The organism is Lysinibacillus sp. GW823-FHT02G10 (genome assembly GCF_058797135.1).
Genome location: NZ_JBXAJI010000015.1, coordinates 14,169 through 31,263 on the forward strand (window position 1 = coordinate 14,169; position 17,095 = coordinate 31,263).

Genomic DNA, 17,095 nt, shown 5'->3' on the forward strand with positions numbered 1-17,095 from the left:
TCCTTATACCGACTAGGGGTATATATTTTTGAAAATAAGAGAGTGCCACAGAAGCACTCTACAAATTTTATTTTACTTCATAGCCTTGATCATCAATTGTCTCTTTAATTTGATCAAGTGATACTTGTGCATCGTCAAATGCAACATCAACTAAACCTTCTGCTAAATTTACTTTTACTTGTTCAACACCAGCTAAAGCACCAACGTTTTTTTCAACCGCGTTTACACAATGACCACATGACATTCCTTGTACGTTTAATGTTACGTTTTGCATAATAAAATCTCTCCTTTTGTATGTTTTCAATCTATTTTTTCATTAACTTTTGAATCGTTATTACTAACTCATCTAATACTGCTTCATCGCCCTCTGATAGACGATCCACAACACAGCCCTTTAAATGACCTTCTAATAATATTTTTGCCACACTATTTAATGCAGATTGTGTAGCAGATAGTTGCGTAATAATATCATCACAGTAAACGTCTTTATCAATCATTCCCTTAATACCACGAATCTGACCTTCAATTCGATTTAAGCGAGTTGTTAAATCCTTTTTCACACGCTCAGGGTGATGACTTTTTCGGCAAGACGTAGCTTCCTCTGTATGACAAGCATCCTCTTTTACTGTCTCCTCCATTCACTACACCTCCTATTTGTAATTATCATACTATACCCAAGAAGGGTATGCAAGTCATAAAAAATTTTATTTATCATCGTGATGATGTTCATGGTCATTTTCTAATTTACATAAAATGGAATTATCATGTCGATGTAAGGATGTTTCTAATTGAATTGTTACATGCTTAATGCCCTTATGTTGAAGATTATGTTCAATTTTCCGCAAGATATGCTCACTCTCAGCTATTTTCAATTGATCATTTACAACCGCATGACAGGATAATGCATTCGTTCCACTAGTAATTGTCCAGATGTGTAAATCGTGGATACTTTCTATTCCATCAGTCTGCTCTATTAACTGAATAATCTCCTGAACATCTACATTTGAAGGTGTCCCCTCCATTAAGACATGAATGGAGGCTTTTGTGACATGGTAGCCACTTCGTACGACCAATAATGCAACAATAACGCTTGCAAGAGGATCTGCCCAGCCCCAGCCAAAAAACATAATTAATAGTGCCGCAACAATAGCTCCTACAGACCCTAGCATATCACTTAGTACATGTAAAAATGCTCCGCGCATATTTAAATTATCCTTTGTATCACTTCCACGCATCATAATCCAGGCAACTAAAATGTTTACGAACAAACCAATTATACTAATTATAAGCATTCCAGTTGTAGCTACTTCTGGTGGGTTTGTAAATCGTTCAATTGCTTCATAGAAAATAAATAATGCGATTCCTATTAATGTAATGCCATTCAATACTGCAGCTAGAATCTCAAATCGTTTATAGCCGTATGTCTTACTATAGTTTGCAGCTTTTTCCCCAAACATAAAAGCTAACATTGCTATGCCTAAAGAGATAGAGTCGCTTAACATATGCCCTGCATCTGATAAAAGAGCCAAACTATTTGTTAAAAAGCCACCAATGGCTTCCACTACCATATACCCTGTAATAATAATAAATGACAGTAATAATACCTTTTTATTTGCACCATGTGTATGATCATGGCCATGGTCGTGTTGATGTCCCATTGTTATTCCCCCATTTCATTTTAGTTATGAGCCGCATGCTCAATAGCCTGCTTCAATAAATTCATAATGTGATCATCGTCCTTAGAATAATATATGGTTGTTCCTTCTCTCCTAAATTTCACCAATCTTAAATTTTTAAGAAAGCGTAATTGGTGGGAAACGGTTGATTGGCCTAAATCTAAAATTTCTGCAATATCATTAACAGAATGTTCATCTGAACAAAGTAAGTTTAAAATACGAATTCGTGTTGGATCACTCAAGGCTTTAAAAGTCTGAGATACTACAAATAATGTCTCTTCATCTAAATGCTGATCAATATTTTTTTGCATTTCTGAACTGTTTAATTTTTCATCCATAGAAGTTTACCCCATTCTTCAATATTTATATATGATCATGTGTTCATATATAAATATATATGGATATATAAGGAATGTCAACAAGTATTTATGCTTCGACATATTACATATCAATCGCTTACGCATGGCTGCAATGATTTTAGATGAATATAACATCCGAAAAGAAGTTAAAAGTAGCAATTACCAATTCAGCACGCTACACTACTGTTAAGGAGAGATATGAGTGGATATTTTTGACGCAGATCGTTTATTTATGAAACAAGCATTAGAGGAAGCTCAACAGGCTGCATTACTTGGGGAAGTACCAATTGGTGCAGTACTTGTTTATGAAGGAAAAATCATTGCACGTGCGCATAATTTAAGAGAAACAACGCAAAATGCAACAACACATGCGGAGCTGTTAGTGATTCAAGAAGCCTGCAAAAAAATAGGGAGTTGGCGACTGGAGGATACTACTCTTTATGTTACATTGGAGCCTTGTCCAATGTGTGCAGGAGCCATTCTCCAATCACGTGTACCCCGAGTTGTTTATGGGGCAAGAGATCAAAAAGCTGGCTGTGTAGATTCTCTTTACCATTTATTAAATGATGAACGCTTTAATCATGAATGTGATGTAACAGAAGGGATTTTAGCCGAGGAATGTGGTCAAATTTTAACAGACTTTTTTAAGGCATTACGAGACCGTAAAAAAGCTGAGAAAAAAGCACGATTAGCTTCCAACGATGTAAATGGTCTTTAAAGAAGGTGCCTCCTAATGAGACACCTTCTTTAATATTTAAGGGAATGGCGATATATATGAAATATGTCGTAGCAGCGACCATCTTCATAACTAATTTATTGAGCTTGAATAGTGGATTGTGTAAAAACACATTCTCCTTCGATATATGTAGCGAATGGTTTTACATGCATAAGCTGGTTATGTGAAAGCGTCAACAAATCGTCTGTTAGTACAACAAAATTAGCTTCATAGCCCTCTTTTAACTGACCAACGTTCTCCATACGAATCATCGTCTTGGCATCAACTGTGTATAGCTGTAATGCCTCCTCTACAGAGATTTTTTCTGCGGTACCTAAATCTGTTCCATCATAGGCTGTTCGTGTAACAGCTGCTTGTATCGTAACAAAGGGATTAGCCGCTTCTGCCCATGATGTAGCAGGCGCATCTGAAGAGAGCGCTGTCGCAATCCCCCTCTTTAGAAATGTTTGTACACCATATAATGTCTGAGTTTTTTCTAGCCCTAGATTCTCTAAATAACTCTCAATTTCACAAAATAAGAAGATGGGTTGTGGCACAAAGCCTATCCCCCATTCAGCAGCTTTTTGCAAGGCACTTTTAGATGGCATGGCTGCATGCTCAATACGAACAGACGGTGCATCTGTTAACCAAGCCTTTTCCTCATAAAATGTGTCGACAATTAGATCAATGGCTCTGTCCCCCATTGCATGAACCACTAATTGAATACCATATTCTTTTGCTACCGCAGCAGCCGCTAGCAGCTCCTCTTTCGAAGTCATCGCTATGCCTTTTTCATCACTTCCCAAAAATGGCTCAGAAACAAGTGCTGTACGGCCTGAAACACTGCCATCCGAAAATAGCTTAATGCCTCCGATATAGGCTCCTGCAGAACGATCAATAGTATTTGCTGTCAACAGCTCATATCGTTGAATATCTTCCCAGATATAATAAACTGCTACGCGTTGCTTAAAACCTTTTTCTTGGGCTTTACGATACAGGCCTAAATAATCAATTGGTGCTACCGTGGCCATTAATTCTGTAATACTTGTTACACCATAGGATGCCAAAGTTTGTGATAGCTTTAGGAGCCTTTTGACAATCTCTTCTTCAGATGGTGTAGGTAAATGCTGTAGTACTAGATTACGTGCATTTTCACGCAGTACGCCTGTAGGTTCTCCATTTTCATCCCGATCGATTTGTCCACCCTGTGGATCAAGCGTATCCTTCGTAATACCTGCGATTGCTAATGCTTTACTATTAACCGATATAATATGACCACATGTACGCATAACAATGACAGGTAACTCTGTAGAGGCACGGTCTAAGTCCTCTTTTAAAGGCGCTCTTCTTTCCTTTAGTTTCCCTTCATCATAGCCCCAGCCTAATAGCCATCCCCGCTGACTTGCATCATAGTTTGCTAATGCATTAATTATATCCTCAATAGAATAAATATATGGAGGTAAACAAGCCACTTGTTCCAAAACATCCGCTAACATAATCGGATGCATATGAGCGTCAATAATCCCAGGAATAATGACCTTTCCTTGTACATCTATTATTTCTCCCTGATAGGGGGGTAAATCTTCCTGTTGTCCAATCCAAAGTATCTTTCTTCCTTCGATTACCATAGCAGTTGCAGATGGCTGAATAGTATCTGCTGTATATATCTTTGCGTTACAAATAATTTGCATCATTTTTCAACTCCTATTTCTTCTATACCAAAAGTAGATTTTTCAGGATCTTCTGCTTTCAGCACCTTATGCAAAATAGTACCGATAATAAAGCCAACAATAGATGGCATAATCCAAGCAAATCCACTAGACTGCAATGGTAAATGCATGACCAACTGTGTCACACCAGGTATCGTAATTTCATAGCTAGCAAATGTTTCAACGACGCTTACTAGAAATGCAAATAGGACAGTTCCTTTATAGGCTCCTGCATTTGGGACAAAACGATCAAAGGCTCCCAGTAGCACAAGTACAATAATGACTGGATAAATTACCAAGAAAATCGGCAATGTAATTTCGACGATGGCACCTACACCTAAGGAGCCAATAGTTGCGCCTACTACACACATAATAAAGACCCACGTTCTATAGCCAAGCTTCTCTTTTGTTAGTTCATTTAAAAACTGTGAGGATATGACCATGACACCAATCGCTGAAGTTAAGCAGGCAAAAACAACACATATAGCTAGTAACGCTTTACCCAAATTACCAATGACACTAAAGGCAATGCCCGCTAATAGTTCTGTATCACTGCCAGGATTTGTGATGATGCCACTACTTGTAGCCCCTAAATAGAGCAGGCCACCATATACTGCAATTAACCCTATTGCAGCAATAGCCATTCCACCAAGCGCGACCTTTTTAGATTGTTTCCCTTTATAGCCATAGCCAACTATTGCTGCTAAAAAGATTGGCGCACAAAGAATACCTGTTCCCACATCTCCTGTTTGATAGGCTGCTATTATGGAGTTGGCAAAAACCCTTTCTGCTCCTGTATTAATTGCCGCTCCTATTGGGTCTAATACCCCTTTACCAATGAGGATAATAAGGATAAGAACAAGAACAGGCGTCAACCATTTGCCAATCTTATCGATCACATTTGATTGGTCCATCGCAAAGTAAAAGCAAATCGCGAAAAATGCTAATACTGACACAATTAAAGGTACGTTCGGAATAATTTGTGATACTCCTAATTCATGAGTTGTCGCTGACATCCTCGGGATTGTGACAACCATCCCAATACAAACCATCATGACCGTATTAAAGGCTTTATAAAACCAATTTCCGATTGGTCTTGTGAGCGCTTCCACAGTTCCCCCAGTATTATAAATTGCATACACCGCAAGCACAGGTAAAATAACACCCGTTAAGCTAAAGCCCATCAGAGCGGAGATCCATGATTCCCCTGCACTATTTCCTATGGAAGGCGGAAATATTAAATTCCCAGCACCAAAAAATATAGCAAATAAGGCTAGCCCCACGATTATCGTATGCTGCACAACTTTAGACATATCCTCAACCCCTTTATAATCGTTTACAGAAGATTTATCTAAATAATAAAAAATTTAATAACACGAAAAAAGGAGATAAATTTTTATCCCCTTTTTGTAAAATTTTTTTTACAACAATTCATATTTTAAACACTTATATTTTAGTAATTGACGAGAAATACCTAAACGTCTAGCTGTTTCCGCTAATCGTCCATCAGTTTCACGCAACTTTTCCGCTATAATTAGACGCTCGTAGGCTTCCGTTAAATCTCGTAAATGTCCAGATTGGTTGTTTTGCATGATCGATTGAGTTGAATGTTGAACATTTTTTTTAATCCTCTCTGGAACATGTTCAACAAGTATTTCATCACCAAGCAAATTATTATATGCCGATTCAAGGGCATTTTTTAGTTCACGCACATTCCCAGGCCAATGATAGGCATAAAATAACTGAATTACTTCATTACAATAGCTTACATTTTTCTGTAGTGTATGTTCATTGTAAAATTGTATATAAAAATCAAGGATAAGTGGAATATCTTCCTTCCTTAATCTTAGCGGTGGCAAATCAATTTGAAGAACATTTAAGCGATAAAATAAGTCCTCGCGTAGCCTTTTTTCAGCTAATAGTTTGTCCACATCTTCATTGACAGTAGTAATATACCGTATATCCAAGGGCTCACCATTTAACACTTTTATATCTACCGCATGTAAAAGTTTCGCCTGCAAAGATATATCCAATAAATTAAGGTGGTCAATGAGTAGCGTTCCTCCATTAGCCTCCTGTAACTTTCCACTTTTTGCTTCATTGCCCGAGCCGTATAGCTGAGTAAATATATTATCCTCTGTTAATGTTGAGCAGTTCAAAGTAATAAACGGCTTTGTATAGCGTTCACTTTCATTGTGTATGCCTTGTGCGATTATATCTTTCCCAGTTCCAGTTTCCCCAGTTAGTAAAACTGGTGCACTTTTTTGAGCACTACGACGTGCCTTTTCAAGTTGAGTTTTCATTTCGGCGTTTGTTGTAATGTAATCCTCTAAACGATAGGTTGTATGATTATCTCGATATAATTTATGTCCCAGGAAATTATCTAAGTATTTAATTTGCTTAGTTTCATAAAAATGTTTTGAAAATTCAATGGCACCAATGGCTTTTCCATGCTCCATAATGGGATAGGTCGAACTCAGTGATAAATAACTAAATCCGTTCAATGTTGTCAGTTGTTGTTCATAGTATAAAACTGGCTGCCCTGTTTGTATGACTTGAAAAACAGTACTTGTCTCAGGTGATAAATTTTGATAATTATCAGTCACTGTGCTGTGAAAAAATTCATCTGGTGTTAAGCCGATTTCCAATAATATATTTAAATCTGCTAAATCATAAAAGATTGCACAGCCTTTATCATCTGTAATTAAAACATTATCAAATTCACTGAAAGCCTGTGCAAATTGTTGCAATTCCATGAATTTCTCCCCCTTGTCCCCATGAATATTACCCATTATAACGAATTTTCAAAAATTATGAGAGATTTCAATTTTAGCAACACAAAAAAGCTATTTTAGAACATCCATAAAGGAATTGTCTAAAATAGCTTTATCTGTCGTTTATTTTGGTGCGATTACTTCTTTACCACCCATATAAGGTCTTAAAACTTCAGGAATTACTACGCTGCCATCAGCTTGTTGGTAGTTTTCTAGAAGAGCAGCAACTGTACGGCCAATGGCAAGACCTGAGCCGTTTAATGTATGCACATATTCTGGTTTTGCATTTGGCTCACGACGGAAGCGGATATTTGCTCGTCGTGCCTGGAAATCCTCAAAGTTAGAGCAAGAAGAAATTTCACGGTACATGTTTTGTGCAGGAATCCAAACTTCTAAATCATATTTTTTCGCTGCAGTAAAACCTAAATCAGCTGTACACATTTTTAACTTACGATATGGTAAGCCTAGTAATTGTAATACTTTTTCTGCATGACTTGTTAATAGCTCTAATTGTTCGTATGACTCCTCTGGTTTTACAAAACGTACTAATTCTACTTTATTGAACTGGTGTTGACGAATTAAACCACGTGTATCACGACCTGCAGATCCCGCTTCTGAACGGAAGCAAGCACTATACGCTGCAAAGCCTTGTGGTAAAGCTTCAGCCGGTAAAATCTCATCTCGATAGAAGTTCGTTACTGGTACTTCTGCAGTTGGAATCATAAAATAATCTGTTTCCTCTAATTTGAATACATCTTCCTCAAATTTCGGAAGTTGCCCTGTACCTGTTAGGCTATCTCGATTAACAATGACAGGTGGTAGCATTTCCTCGTAACCATGCTCCTCTGCATGTAAATCCATCATGAATGTCATTAATGCTCGTTCTAAACGAGCACCAAGACCACGATAGAATAAGAAACGGCTACCTGTTACTTTCGCGCCGCGTTCAAAGTCTACAATTTTTAAATCCGTAGCAAGGTCCCAGTGTGCTTTAATATCAAAATCAAATGTCGGAATTTCACCCCACGTATATTCTTCAACATTGTCATCCTCTGTTGTGCCTACTGGTACAGATTCATGTGGGATGTTTGGTAAACGCATCATCATATCTTTAAAGCGTTCTTCAACATCATTTAATTGTACATCTAATTCTTTAATTTCATCGCCAACCTGACGCATACGAGCAATGACTTCATCAGCATTTTCTTTGTTGCGTTTCATAACTGAGATTTGTTCAGACACTTTATTGCGTTCTGCTTTTAATTCTTCTGTTTTGGCAATCAATTCACGACGTTTTGCATCTAAGTCTTCAAAGTCATCTAAGTTTCCCAAGTCTTCATTACGTGTTAATAACATCTCTTTAATTTCCGTGAAATTCTCACGGACGCGTTTAATATCTAACATCTTCATACCTCCAATAGTTTCTTCATGATGGAAAATCGTTGCAGCGAAATGAACACAAAAAAGCCCTCATCCCTAAAAAGGGACGAGAGCTACCCGCGTTGCCACCCTAATTGACTAGACATATTTCTGCCTAATCCACTTATTTCATAACGGCATTTCAGCCGGCTACAGCCTACTTCATTCACTTCGACTGTGCAACTCCAGGACGGATTCACAAGTGCTTTTATCAGCTTCCACCAACCGCTGACTCTCTAAAAAAAACGTGCTTGCTACTACTTCCCATCATCGTGTTCAGTTATTTAAAATTTAAACATACTGTACTATATGAAAACAAATTTTGCAAGTCATACCATAGAGGTTACAAAATATTCAAGAATTCGTGTATCCTCTGTTAATTCGGGATGAAACGAACAACCCAATAAATGGCCATCTTGTGCCAAGATTATTTTCCCTTCATGTTGTGCAAGAATTTCAACACCTTTACCTACCGCTTCAATATGAGGTGCACGAATAAATACTGCTGGAATCCCTACACCTACTTTAGGAATATCTAGTTGTACTTCGAAGCTATCCACCTGACGTCCATATGAGTTTCTTGCTACAGTCACGTCCATCACAGCCAAATGTGGTTCATCTTCAATTAGATCCTTGGCTAATAAAATTAATCCCGCACATGTACCAAGCATCGGTAATCCTTGCTGTGCAAGTCCACGAATTGACTCTAGCAGATCAAATCGATCCAGCAATTTTCTCATTGTTGTGCTTTCTCCACCTGGTAACACAAGTCCATCTAGGTTTCCTAAATCCTTTCTTTGTTTTACTTGAATTGCTTCACAACCAAGAGCTTCTAACATTTGTATATGCTCACGAACTGCTCCTTGTAATGCTAATACACCAATTCGCTTCATGCTACCAACCTCGCTCTTGCATACGCTCGTTGTGTCCAAGCTGTGCAATATCAATCCCCTTCATTGGCACTCCGAGCTCTTTTGATATTTCCGCAATAAGCTTATAGTCTTTATAATGAGTAGTCGCCTCTACAATGGCACGTGCAAATTTTTCAGGGTTCTCAGATTTAAAAATACCTGAACCAACGAAAACGCCATCAGCTCCAAGTTCCATCATTAAGGCTGCATCAGCAGGCGTTGCCACTCCTCCTGCTGCGAAGTTTACTACTGGTAAACGACCAAGACGTTTAATTTCTCTTAATAACTCGAAAGGAGCTCCTAGTAATTTCGCCTCTGTCATTAATTCATCCTCTGTCATTCCTACGACTTTACGAACCTGTGCATTTACTTTACGAATATGGCGAACGGCCTCCACAATATTCCCTGTACCTGGTTCACCTTTAGTTCGTAACATCGAGGCACCTTCCCCGATACGACGGGTTGCCTCTCCTAAATCACGACAGCCACACACAAACGGTACTGTGTATTCACTTTTTAATAAATGGTATTCTTCATCAGCTGGTGTTAAAACTTCACTTTCATCAATATAATCAACACCCATTGCTTCTAAGACACGTGCTTCAACAATATGACCAATACGTGCTTTGGCCATCACAGGAATAGTTACAGCCCCCATCACTTCCTCAACAATACGAGGATTGGCCATGCGTGCAACGCCACCTGCTTTCCGAATATCTGACGGTACTCTTTCTAATGCCATAACTGCTACAGCACCTGCAGCTTCTGCAATTTTTGCTTGCTCTGCATTAATGACATCCATAATGACGCCGCCTTTTTGCATTTCTGCCATTCCACGCTTTACTAGCTCTGTACCTGTTTGTTTCATTTTCTAACCTCCACCTTTATGATGAAGTTTAGTATAATAGAAATTGACCATATCAAAATATCCAGTTTTTAAAATATTTATAGGGTCAGGAGGTTCCAGATCATGGATATGCTTTTATTCCAGCTTGAAAGAGATAGTGATAAACCGCTTTATGATCAGCTTTATAACGGTATTAAAGAAGCTATTATTTCTAAAAAAATAACTGTAGGAGAAAAACTGCCTTCAAAAAGAAAATTAGCTGATTTTTTAAACATTTCCCAAACAACAATTGAAATTGCCTATGCTCAGCTTTTAGCTGAAGGCTATATTATGTCCAAATCACGTATTGGCTATTTTGTAGAAGAAATAGATGAACTGCCCTACATTCAACAAGATACTGTGGCGTCCATTAATGAACATCCTAAGAAAAAGTCTTACAAAATCGATTTTAATCCAGGATCTATTGATATCGATGCTTTTCCATTTCAAACATGGAGAAAGTATGCAAAAGAGCTTTTTGACGATACCTCAAAGGAGCTATTATTAACAGGGGAACCACAAGGTGAACTGTCTTTACGCACAGAGATTGCTAATTATTTATATCAATCCCGTGGTGTTGTATGCCACCCTGAACAAATTGTTATTGGTTCAGGGACGGAGCAGCTCCTCCCTATGATTCTCCGTCTTTTTAGTGAGGACACCAGCTTTGCATTAGAAAACCCAGGATACCCTGCCGTCCATCGAATGTTTTCGCAGCATAAACGAAAAGTTTATCCAATTGCAGTTGATGAAGAGGGCATAATTATTCATGATCTTGAAGAAACAAATGCTAATGTTGTGTATATTACACCCTCACATCAATTCCCAACTGGGGCTGTATTATCTGCTACAAGACGAGCACAAGCTTTAAATTGGGCGGCACAAAGCACCTCTCGTTATATTATTGAGGATGATTATGATTCGGAATTTCGTTATGCTGGTAAACCAATTCCTGCCCTACACGCATTAGATCGAAACGATAAAGTTATTTACATGAGTACTTTTACTAAATCTTTAATGCCATCCTTGCGAGTAGCTTATTTTGTACTTCCACCTAAACTACTTGCTACTTATAACGATGTCTTTAATTATTACTCATCAACGGTGCCTCGTTTTGATCAGCATATTGTGGCAAATTTTATGGGTGATGGGCATTTTGCAAAGCATCTCAATCGTATGCGTAAAATTTATCGTAAAAAACATGATAAACTAACTTCTATTTTAGAAAAATATTCATCATCCATTAACATTACTGGTGAACAAGCGGGTATGCATATTTTATTAGAGGTTCAACACACATTCTCAGAAAAACAATTACAACAGCTTGCCTCTCAAGCAGAGATCGGTATTTATCCATTATCAGCCTATAGACTAGATCATTATGAATCTTCACAAGCTCAATTTTTATTAGGTTTTGGAGGGATTCCCGTACAAGCAATCGAATCATCCATTGAGCAGTTGATGGATTGCTGGAGTATACAAAAAAACGACCCATCTACGTAGATGGGTCGTTTTATATTAAGTCTCAATTAATTGAATTTGATAATGCTCAAACCAAGTATGAATTTGCCCTAGATAAGCTAAAAGCTGGGGACCTGCCATTAATTGCCCATACCACGGAACCTTAAAAGAGCTACCTCCCGATTCAATTAACTCCGCAAGCTTTTGTCGTTCAAATAGTTCATGCAAAATTGAATTTTTATCATGTAGAATTTCCTTCAACCATTTTTGCACTCCTGCTGTATAGACAGGATGATATGTTTTTGGATAAGGATTTTTTTTACGATATAACACTTCATTCGGCAATAGATGTGCCATTGATTTTCGAAGTAATCCTTTTTCTATTCCATCTAAATTCTTCATTTCCCACGGAATATTCCAGGCATATTCTACAAGCCGATGATCTGCAAAAGGGACACGTACCTCTAAACTTGCCCCCATACTCATACGATCCTTCCGCTCTAATAATGTTTGCATAAACCATAGCATATTTAAGTAGGACATTTCACGATGCTTTACCTCTGCTAGACCTTCTCCATCTAGCAAAGGAACTTCAGCTATTGTTTGTAAATATAGTTGTTGTGCATAGGTTTCAATTTTTAATTTTTTGTTCCACTTCTCTTGGAGTAATGCACTTCTTTCAGACAATGAACGGATCCAAGGGAAACCAGTAGTCCTATCTTTAAACCATGGATAACCACCAAAAATTTCATCTGCACACTCTCCTGATAGCGCTACAGTAAATTCCCTTTTTATTTCACGACAAAACCATAATAACGAAGAATCTACATCTGCCATACCTGGGGAATCACGAACAATGACCGATTCCACTAATAAATCAATTAACTGTTGCTGAGTGATTTCCTCTGCGTGGTGAGCTGTCTTGAAAGTTTCTGTCATTTTTTGAATCCAGTACGTATCCGTAGAGGTCTGGAAAGAATGTGGGTTAAAGAAGCGCTCATTATCTTCATAATCAATAGAATACGTATGCAATTGATGGTTTTGCTGTTGGAATCTATTTGCTGCAATGCCTGTAATAATACTGGAATCTAGTCCTCCTGAAAGAAACGTACAAATGGGTACATCCGAAACTAGCTGACGTTCTATAGCATCCGTTAACAAAAAACCAACATGTTCAATTGTTTCTCCTAATGTTTCTTCATGTCTACGGCTTTGTAGTTGCCAATACGGCCACTTTCTTAAACCTTCTTCTCTAGAGAATCGCATAGCATAGCCAGGTCGTAATTCTTCAATATTTTGAAAAAGGGTTTTACCTGGCGCTCTAGAAGGTCCTACAGCCATCATACTTGCCAACCCTTCAACGTTTACACATGCTTGAACCGTGGGGTGTGCTAGCAGAGCCTTCACCTCAGATGCAAAAAGTACACCTTCTTGTTGCTCTGTATAATACAATGGTTTTACGCCTAGTCGGTCTCGACACAAAAATAAAGACTGTGTTTGCTCATCCCAAACACCGAAGGCAAAAATACCATTTAGAAATTCTACACACTGCTCTTTCCATTCAATATAGGCAGTTAATAGTACTTCAGTATCTGATTGTGTTGTAAAGCTGTGCCCTCTTTTTTGAAGTTCCTTACGTAGCTCCTCTGTATTATAAAGTTCGCCATTATATGTAATGACATAGTTCAAACCATCATGGATTTTTTTCATTGGCTGTTTGCCACCGATTAAATCAATAACAGCCAACCGTCGATGGCCAAATGCAATATGCTCACTACACCAAATATTTTCATCATCTGGCCCTCTCTTATTTAATGTTTGCGTCATCGATTTTAATATTGTGTCACTTGTTCTTAAGTCCTTTTGAAAACTAGCCCAGCCTGTAATGCCACACATTTAGCCACATCCTTTCGCCTATTAGCGTATGCTATAGCGTGTAAAAATGTGAAAAAGCACATGAATGCTTAAGTGCATTCATGTGCTCGTATTTAAATATTAAAACAATCCACCAACAAAGTCTGTAATGCCTCCCCATAAATTACCGAAGAAGTTACCTACACCTTGGAAGAACAATGAGATACCGCTAGCACGCTCTACAGCCTCTGTTGTGACAACATCGGATGAAATATCCTTGCCATCGATAAAGCCGTAATCTGTGCCTTCTGTGCGTTCAATAACGACCTTTCCTACAACAGTGCCTTTTTTAACGTCTGCCTCTAAACTCTTTTTATCTAAAACCAATGTAGGTTTATATAAGTCTTTATCAGAAGACTTAATCATAAATGAAATTGGTTCTTTTACTGCAATCGATACTTTGTCTTCTTTACCTTTTGTCACTTTAACTGTTTTTTGATCTTTGAATGTATAGTTCCCTGGTAAAATTTCTTGCTTTGAGAATTGTGAAAAGCCGTAGTTAAATAATTTCGCTGTGGCATCAAAGCGAGCTTCATAGGACCCTTGTCCATTTGCATCAACAGCTTTCATTACAACTGCAATCAAACGAGTACCATTGCGCTCTGCAGTACCTGTGAAGCAGTGACCTGCAAAGTTTGTTGTACCTGTCTTTAATCCATCTACACCTTGATATTCATACACTAACCCCGGTAACATAAAGTTCCAGTTAGACATTTTAATTGCATCTTCTGTTCCTTCACGGAATGTCTTTTTTGCAATTTTAGATGTTTCTAATACCTTTGGGTGATCTTTTAATAAATGATATGCTAATTTTGCTACAGATTTTGCAGGCATCACATTCTCATCTTCTGGGCCTGTGCCTGATGGATGCATACCAAATAAATCAGCATTATTAAGACCAGTAGAGTTGACAAATTTATAGCCCTCTAAACCAAGTTCTTCTGCTTTTTTATTCATTAACTTTAAAAATTCAGTTTCAGAACCTGCGATCGTTTCAGCAATAGCTACGGTTGCTGCATTTGCTGAATAGATTGCCATTGCCTCGTATAACTCACGAATCGTATAAGAGCCATCTCTACGTAAAGGTACATTACTTAATGCACGATTTTGAGACATACGATACGTATAATCTGTTACGTGATATTCTTGATCCCATTTAACTTTCCCTGCATCAATCGCGTCCAATAACAGGTATTCAGTCATCATCTTTGTCATACTTGCAATACCTAGTGAAGTATCTGCATTTTGTTCAAATAAAATTTTCCCTGAATCTGCATCAATTAAAATCGCAGCATCCACTGTTAATCCTAAATCTGTTTCCGCATTTGCCTTTGCAGGAATACCTGCAAAAATACTAAATAATAAAACAGGAATTAGGAGTAAGCGTAATACGGTGTTCATTTTCTTTTTCACCTTTAAAGCCCTCCAAAAAATAATCTTGTCCTCGACATTTTATCATAGATAACAACAAACGTGTTGACTCTCTACCATAAAAAAATGCTCTCGCGCCATCTTTGTAGACGATGCGAAAGCATAAAAGTTGCAAGTAATATATTACATGGAATAGTTTGGTGATTCTTTTGTAATCTGTACATCATGTGGATGTGATTCACGAAGACCAGCACCTGTCATTCTAACAAATTGTGCATTCTCGCGTAGGTGCTCCAGATGTGGAGCTCCACAATAACCCATACCAGCGCGAATACCACCAATCAGTTGGTAGATTGTATCAGCTAATGGTCCTTTATAAGGAAGACGGCCTTCAATACCTTCAGGTACTAATTTTTTTGCATCCTCTTGGAAGTAACGATCTTTAGAACCTTTTTCCATTGCGCCGATAGAACCCATACCACGATAAACTTTAAAGCGACGACCTTGGAAGATTTCTGTTTCTCCAGGAGATTCAGATGTACCTGCTAGAAGAGAACCAAGCATTACAACGTTGCCTCCAGCTGCTAGAGCTTTTACGATATCACCAGAGTATTTAATACCACCATCAGCAATTATTGTTTTACCTAGCTCACGAGCTACTGTAGCACAATCATATACTGCTGTAATTTGTGGTACACCTACACCTGCTACAACACGTGTAGTACAAATAGAACCAGGACCGATACCTACTTTAACAACATCTGCTCCTGCTTCAAATAATGCACGTGCGCCTTCTCCTGTAGCAACATTACCAGCGATGATTTCTAGCTCAGGGTAAGTCTCACGGATTGAGCGAATTGTTTGTAATACGCCTTCTGAATGACCATGGGCCGTATCGATTACAACAATGTCAACTTGTGCTTCAACAAGCTTCTCAATACGTACCATCGTATCTTTTGATACACCAACTGCCGCGCCTACTAATAAACGGCCATGTGTATCTTTCGCAGCATTCGGGAATTCAATCACTTTCTCGATATCCTTAATTGTAATTAGTCCAGTTAATCTACCTTCTTCATCTACAATTGGAAGTTTTTCGATTTTATATTGTTGAAGAATTTTTTCAGCATCCTCTAAAGTCGTTCCCACTGGTGCTGTAATCAAATCTTCTTTCGTCATTACATCTTCAATTTTTAAAGAGTAGTCAGAGATAAAACGTAAATCACGGTTTGTAATAATCCCTACTAGCTTTTGATTTTCCATACTATCAACAATAGGAACACCAGAGATTCGGTATTTACCCATTAGATGCTCAGCATCGAAAACTTGATGTGTCGGAGTTAAGAAGAATGGGTTTGTAATAACACCATTTTCAGAACGTTTTACTTTTTCTACTTGTTCAGCTTGCTCATCAATCCCCATGTTTTTATGAATAATACCGATACCGCCTTGACGTGCCATAGCAATCGCCATTTTAGACTCTGTAACTGTATCCATACCTGCGCTGACCATTGGGATGTTTAATTTAATCTTTGGTGTTAATTGAACAGATAAATCAACATCTTTCGGTAGTACTTCGGAATGAGCTGGTACTAATAATACATCATCAAAAGTTAAACCTTCTTTGGCAAATTTAGTCTCCCACATTTTCGTAACTTCCTCCTATAGTTAAAAGAATATTAATTGTAAGATTAACAACGTGGACTGCTACTGTCAAGGAACTTATAAAAGAAAGACAATTCAGATTTTTAACAAATAACAATTAAGATAAACAATACAAATAATTAACTACATTTTCGAGGCATTTATTTGCATTTTTTAAATTCAGAAAACAATTTTGAACAATCTCTTTAGTAGAGTTAAAAGTTATCAAAAGAGAAAGTAAAAAAACAGCCAGCAT

15 protein-coding genes and 1 other annotated feature are annotated in these 17,095 nt (G+C 37.8%); of the genes, 2 read left to right on the forward strand and 13 right to left on the reverse strand.

The annotated features are described in order from the left end of the window. Window positions 1–67 precede the first annotated feature (67 nt). The 4 genes from copZ to AC1RFD_RS22010 form a co-directional block, all read right to left on the reverse strand. A complete protein-coding gene (gene copZ, locus AC1RFD_RS21995; RefSeq protein WP_036121975.1) occupies window positions 68–274 on the reverse strand; it encodes a copper chaperone CopZ in 207 nt (68 codons plus the stop codon). 31 nt (window positions 275–305) lie between these two features. Then, window positions 306–638, reverse strand: a complete 333-nt coding sequence (locus AC1RFD_RS22000) for a metal-sensing transcriptional repressor (protein WP_004233976.1) — start codon at window positions 636–638, stop codon at window positions 306–308. A gap of 66 nt (window positions 639–704) precedes the next feature. Then, a complete protein-coding gene (locus tag AC1RFD_RS22005; RefSeq protein ID WP_492475269.1) occupies window positions 705–1,658 on the reverse strand; it encodes a cation diffusion facilitator family transporter in 954 nt (317 codons plus the stop codon). Between the two features lie 20 nt (window positions 1,659–1,678). After that, window positions 1,679–2,014: an ArsR/SmtB family transcription factor gene (locus AC1RFD_RS22010; protein ID WP_004233978.1), complete on the reverse strand. Its 336-nt coding sequence runs from the start codon at window positions 2,012–2,014 to the stop codon at window positions 1,679–1,681. 223 nt (window positions 2,015–2,237) lie between these two features. Here AC1RFD_RS22010 and tadA point away from each other — a divergent pair, with 223 nt between their 5' ends. Next, a complete protein-coding gene (gene tadA, locus AC1RFD_RS22015; protein WP_081010911.1) occupies window positions 2,238–2,753 on the forward strand; it encodes a tRNA adenosine(34) deaminase TadA in 516 nt (171 codons plus the stop codon). A 95-nt stretch (window positions 2,754–2,848) separates the two neighbouring features. Here tadA and AC1RFD_RS22020 read toward each other — a convergent pair whose 3' ends face one another. The 6 genes from AC1RFD_RS22020 to pdxS form a co-directional block, all read right to left on the reverse strand. Beyond that, on the reverse strand, window positions 2,849–4,444 hold the full coding sequence (locus AC1RFD_RS22020) for an amidohydrolase (RefSeq protein WP_313870852.1): 1,596 nt from the start codon (window positions 4,442–4,444) through the stop codon (window positions 2,849–2,851). Continuing rightward, window positions 4,441–5,772 (reverse strand): branched-chain amino acid transport system II carrier protein, encoded by a 1,332-nt coding sequence (gene brnQ, locus AC1RFD_RS22025; protein ID WP_054548497.1) that lies wholly within the window; start codon window positions 5,770–5,772, stop codon window positions 4,441–4,443. Before brnQ ends, AC1RFD_RS22020 begins: the two co-directional genes overlap by 4 nt. A 108-nt stretch (window positions 5,773–5,880) precedes the next feature. Next, entirely contained in the window at window positions 5,881–7,215 is a 1,335-nt protein-coding gene (locus tag AC1RFD_RS22030) for a sigma 54-interacting transcriptional regulator (RefSeq protein WP_387256519.1), read from the reverse strand. Between the two features lie 141 nt (window positions 7,216–7,356). Then, on the reverse strand, window positions 7,357–8,637 hold the full coding sequence (serS, locus tag AC1RFD_RS22035; RefSeq protein WP_048390985.1) for a serine--tRNA ligase: 1,281 nt from the start codon (window positions 8,635–8,637) through the stop codon (window positions 7,357–7,359). 75 nt (window positions 8,638–8,712) lie between these two features. Further along, window positions 8,713–8,932, reverse strand: a binding site (T-box leader). 49 nt (window positions 8,933–8,981) lie between these two features. Beyond that, complete coding sequence (gene pdxT, locus AC1RFD_RS22040; RefSeq protein ID WP_048390983.1) at window positions 8,982–9,545, reverse strand: pyridoxal 5'-phosphate synthase glutaminase subunit PdxT; 564 nt, start codon at window positions 9,543–9,545, stop codon at window positions 8,982–8,984. 1 nt (window position 9,546) lies between these two features. Further along, window positions 9,547–10,431, reverse strand: coding sequence for a pyridoxal 5'-phosphate synthase lyase subunit PdxS (pdxS, locus tag AC1RFD_RS22045; protein WP_492475271.1), 885 nt, complete (start codon window positions 10,429–10,431; stop codon window positions 9,547–9,549). A gap of 102 nt (window positions 10,432–10,533) precedes the next feature. Here pdxS and pdxR point away from each other — a divergent pair, with 102 nt between their 5' ends. Next, the gene (pdxR, locus tag AC1RFD_RS22050) at window positions 10,534–11,952 is read left to right on the forward strand and encodes a MocR-like pyridoxine biosynthesis transcription factor PdxR (protein WP_083225388.1); all 1,419 of its coding nucleotides are present in this window, start codon (window positions 10,534–10,536) and stop codon (window positions 11,950–11,952) included. A gap of 15 nt (window positions 11,953–11,967) precedes the next feature. On the opposite strand, the gene asnB is transcribed toward pdxR, so the two are convergent. From asnB to guaB, 3 genes are all read right to left on the reverse strand, one after another. Continuing rightward, window positions 11,968–13,806: an asparagine synthase (glutamine-hydrolyzing) gene (gene asnB, locus AC1RFD_RS22055; protein WP_492475272.1), complete on the reverse strand. Its 1,839-nt coding sequence runs from the start codon at window positions 13,804–13,806 to the stop codon at window positions 11,968–11,970. Between the two features lie 99 nt (window positions 13,807–13,905). Beyond that, the gene (locus AC1RFD_RS22060) at window positions 13,906–15,237 is read right to left on the reverse strand and encodes a D-alanyl-D-alanine carboxypeptidase family protein (protein WP_081010913.1); all 1,332 of its coding nucleotides are present in this window, start codon (window positions 15,235–15,237) and stop codon (window positions 13,906–13,908) included. 141 nt (window positions 15,238–15,378) lie between these two features. Beyond that, window positions 15,379–16,842: an IMP dehydrogenase gene (gene guaB, locus AC1RFD_RS22065; protein WP_004233999.1), complete on the reverse strand. Its 1,464-nt coding sequence runs from the start codon at window positions 16,840–16,842 to the stop codon at window positions 15,379–15,381. Between the last annotated feature and the right edge of the window lie 253 nt (window positions 16,843–17,095).

What these genes read in the sequence shown, in the direction of transcription:
- pdxS (WP_492475271.1), bottom strand. Translation starts at nt 10,431, where the DNA reads ATGAAACAAACAGGTACAGAGCTAGTAAAGCGTGGAATGGCAGAAATG.
- brnQ (WP_054548497.1), bottom strand. Translation starts at nt 5,772, where the DNA reads ATGTCTAAAGTTGTGCAGCATACGATAATCGTGGGGCTAGCCTTATTT.
- AC1RFD_RS22010 (WP_004233978.1), bottom strand. Translation starts at nt 2,014, where the DNA reads ATGGATGAAAAATTAAACAGTTCAGAAATGCAAAAAAATATTGATCAG.
- pdxT (WP_048390983.1), bottom strand. Translation starts at nt 9,545, where the DNA reads ATGAAGCGAATTGGTGTATTAGCATTACAAGGAGCAGTTCGTGAGCAT.
- pdxR (WP_083225388.1), top strand. Translation starts at nt 10,534, where the DNA reads ATGGATATGCTTTTATTCCAGCTTGAAAGAGATAGTGATAAACCGCTT.
- AC1RFD_RS22000 (WP_004233976.1), bottom strand. Translation starts at nt 638, where the DNA reads ATGGAGGAGACAGTAAAAGAGGATGCTTGTCATACAGAGGAAGCTACG.
- AC1RFD_RS22005 (WP_492475269.1), bottom strand. Translation starts at nt 1,658, where the DNA reads ATGGGACATCAACACGACCATGGCCATGATCATACACATGGTGCAAAT.
- AC1RFD_RS22030 (WP_387256519.1), bottom strand. Translation starts at nt 7,215, where the DNA reads ATGGAATTGCAACAATTTGCACAGGCTTTCAGTGAATTTGATAATGTT.
- copZ (WP_036121975.1), bottom strand. Translation starts at nt 274, where the DNA reads ATGCAAAACGTAACATTAAACGTACAAGGAATGTCATGTGGTCATTGT.
- asnB (WP_492475272.1), bottom strand. Translation starts at nt 13,806, where the DNA reads ATGTGTGGCATTACAGGCTGGGCTAGTTTTCAAAAGGACTTAAGAACA.
- AC1RFD_RS22020 (WP_313870852.1), bottom strand. Translation starts at nt 4,444, where the DNA reads ATGATGCAAATTATTTGTAACGCAAAGATATATACAGCAGATACTATT.
- guaB (WP_004233999.1), bottom strand. Translation starts at nt 16,842, where the DNA reads ATGTGGGAGACTAAATTTGCCAAAGAAGGTTTAACTTTTGATGATGTA.
- serS (WP_048390985.1), bottom strand. Translation starts at nt 8,637, where the DNA reads ATGTTAGATATTAAACGCGTCCGTGAGAATTTCACGGAAATTAAAGAG.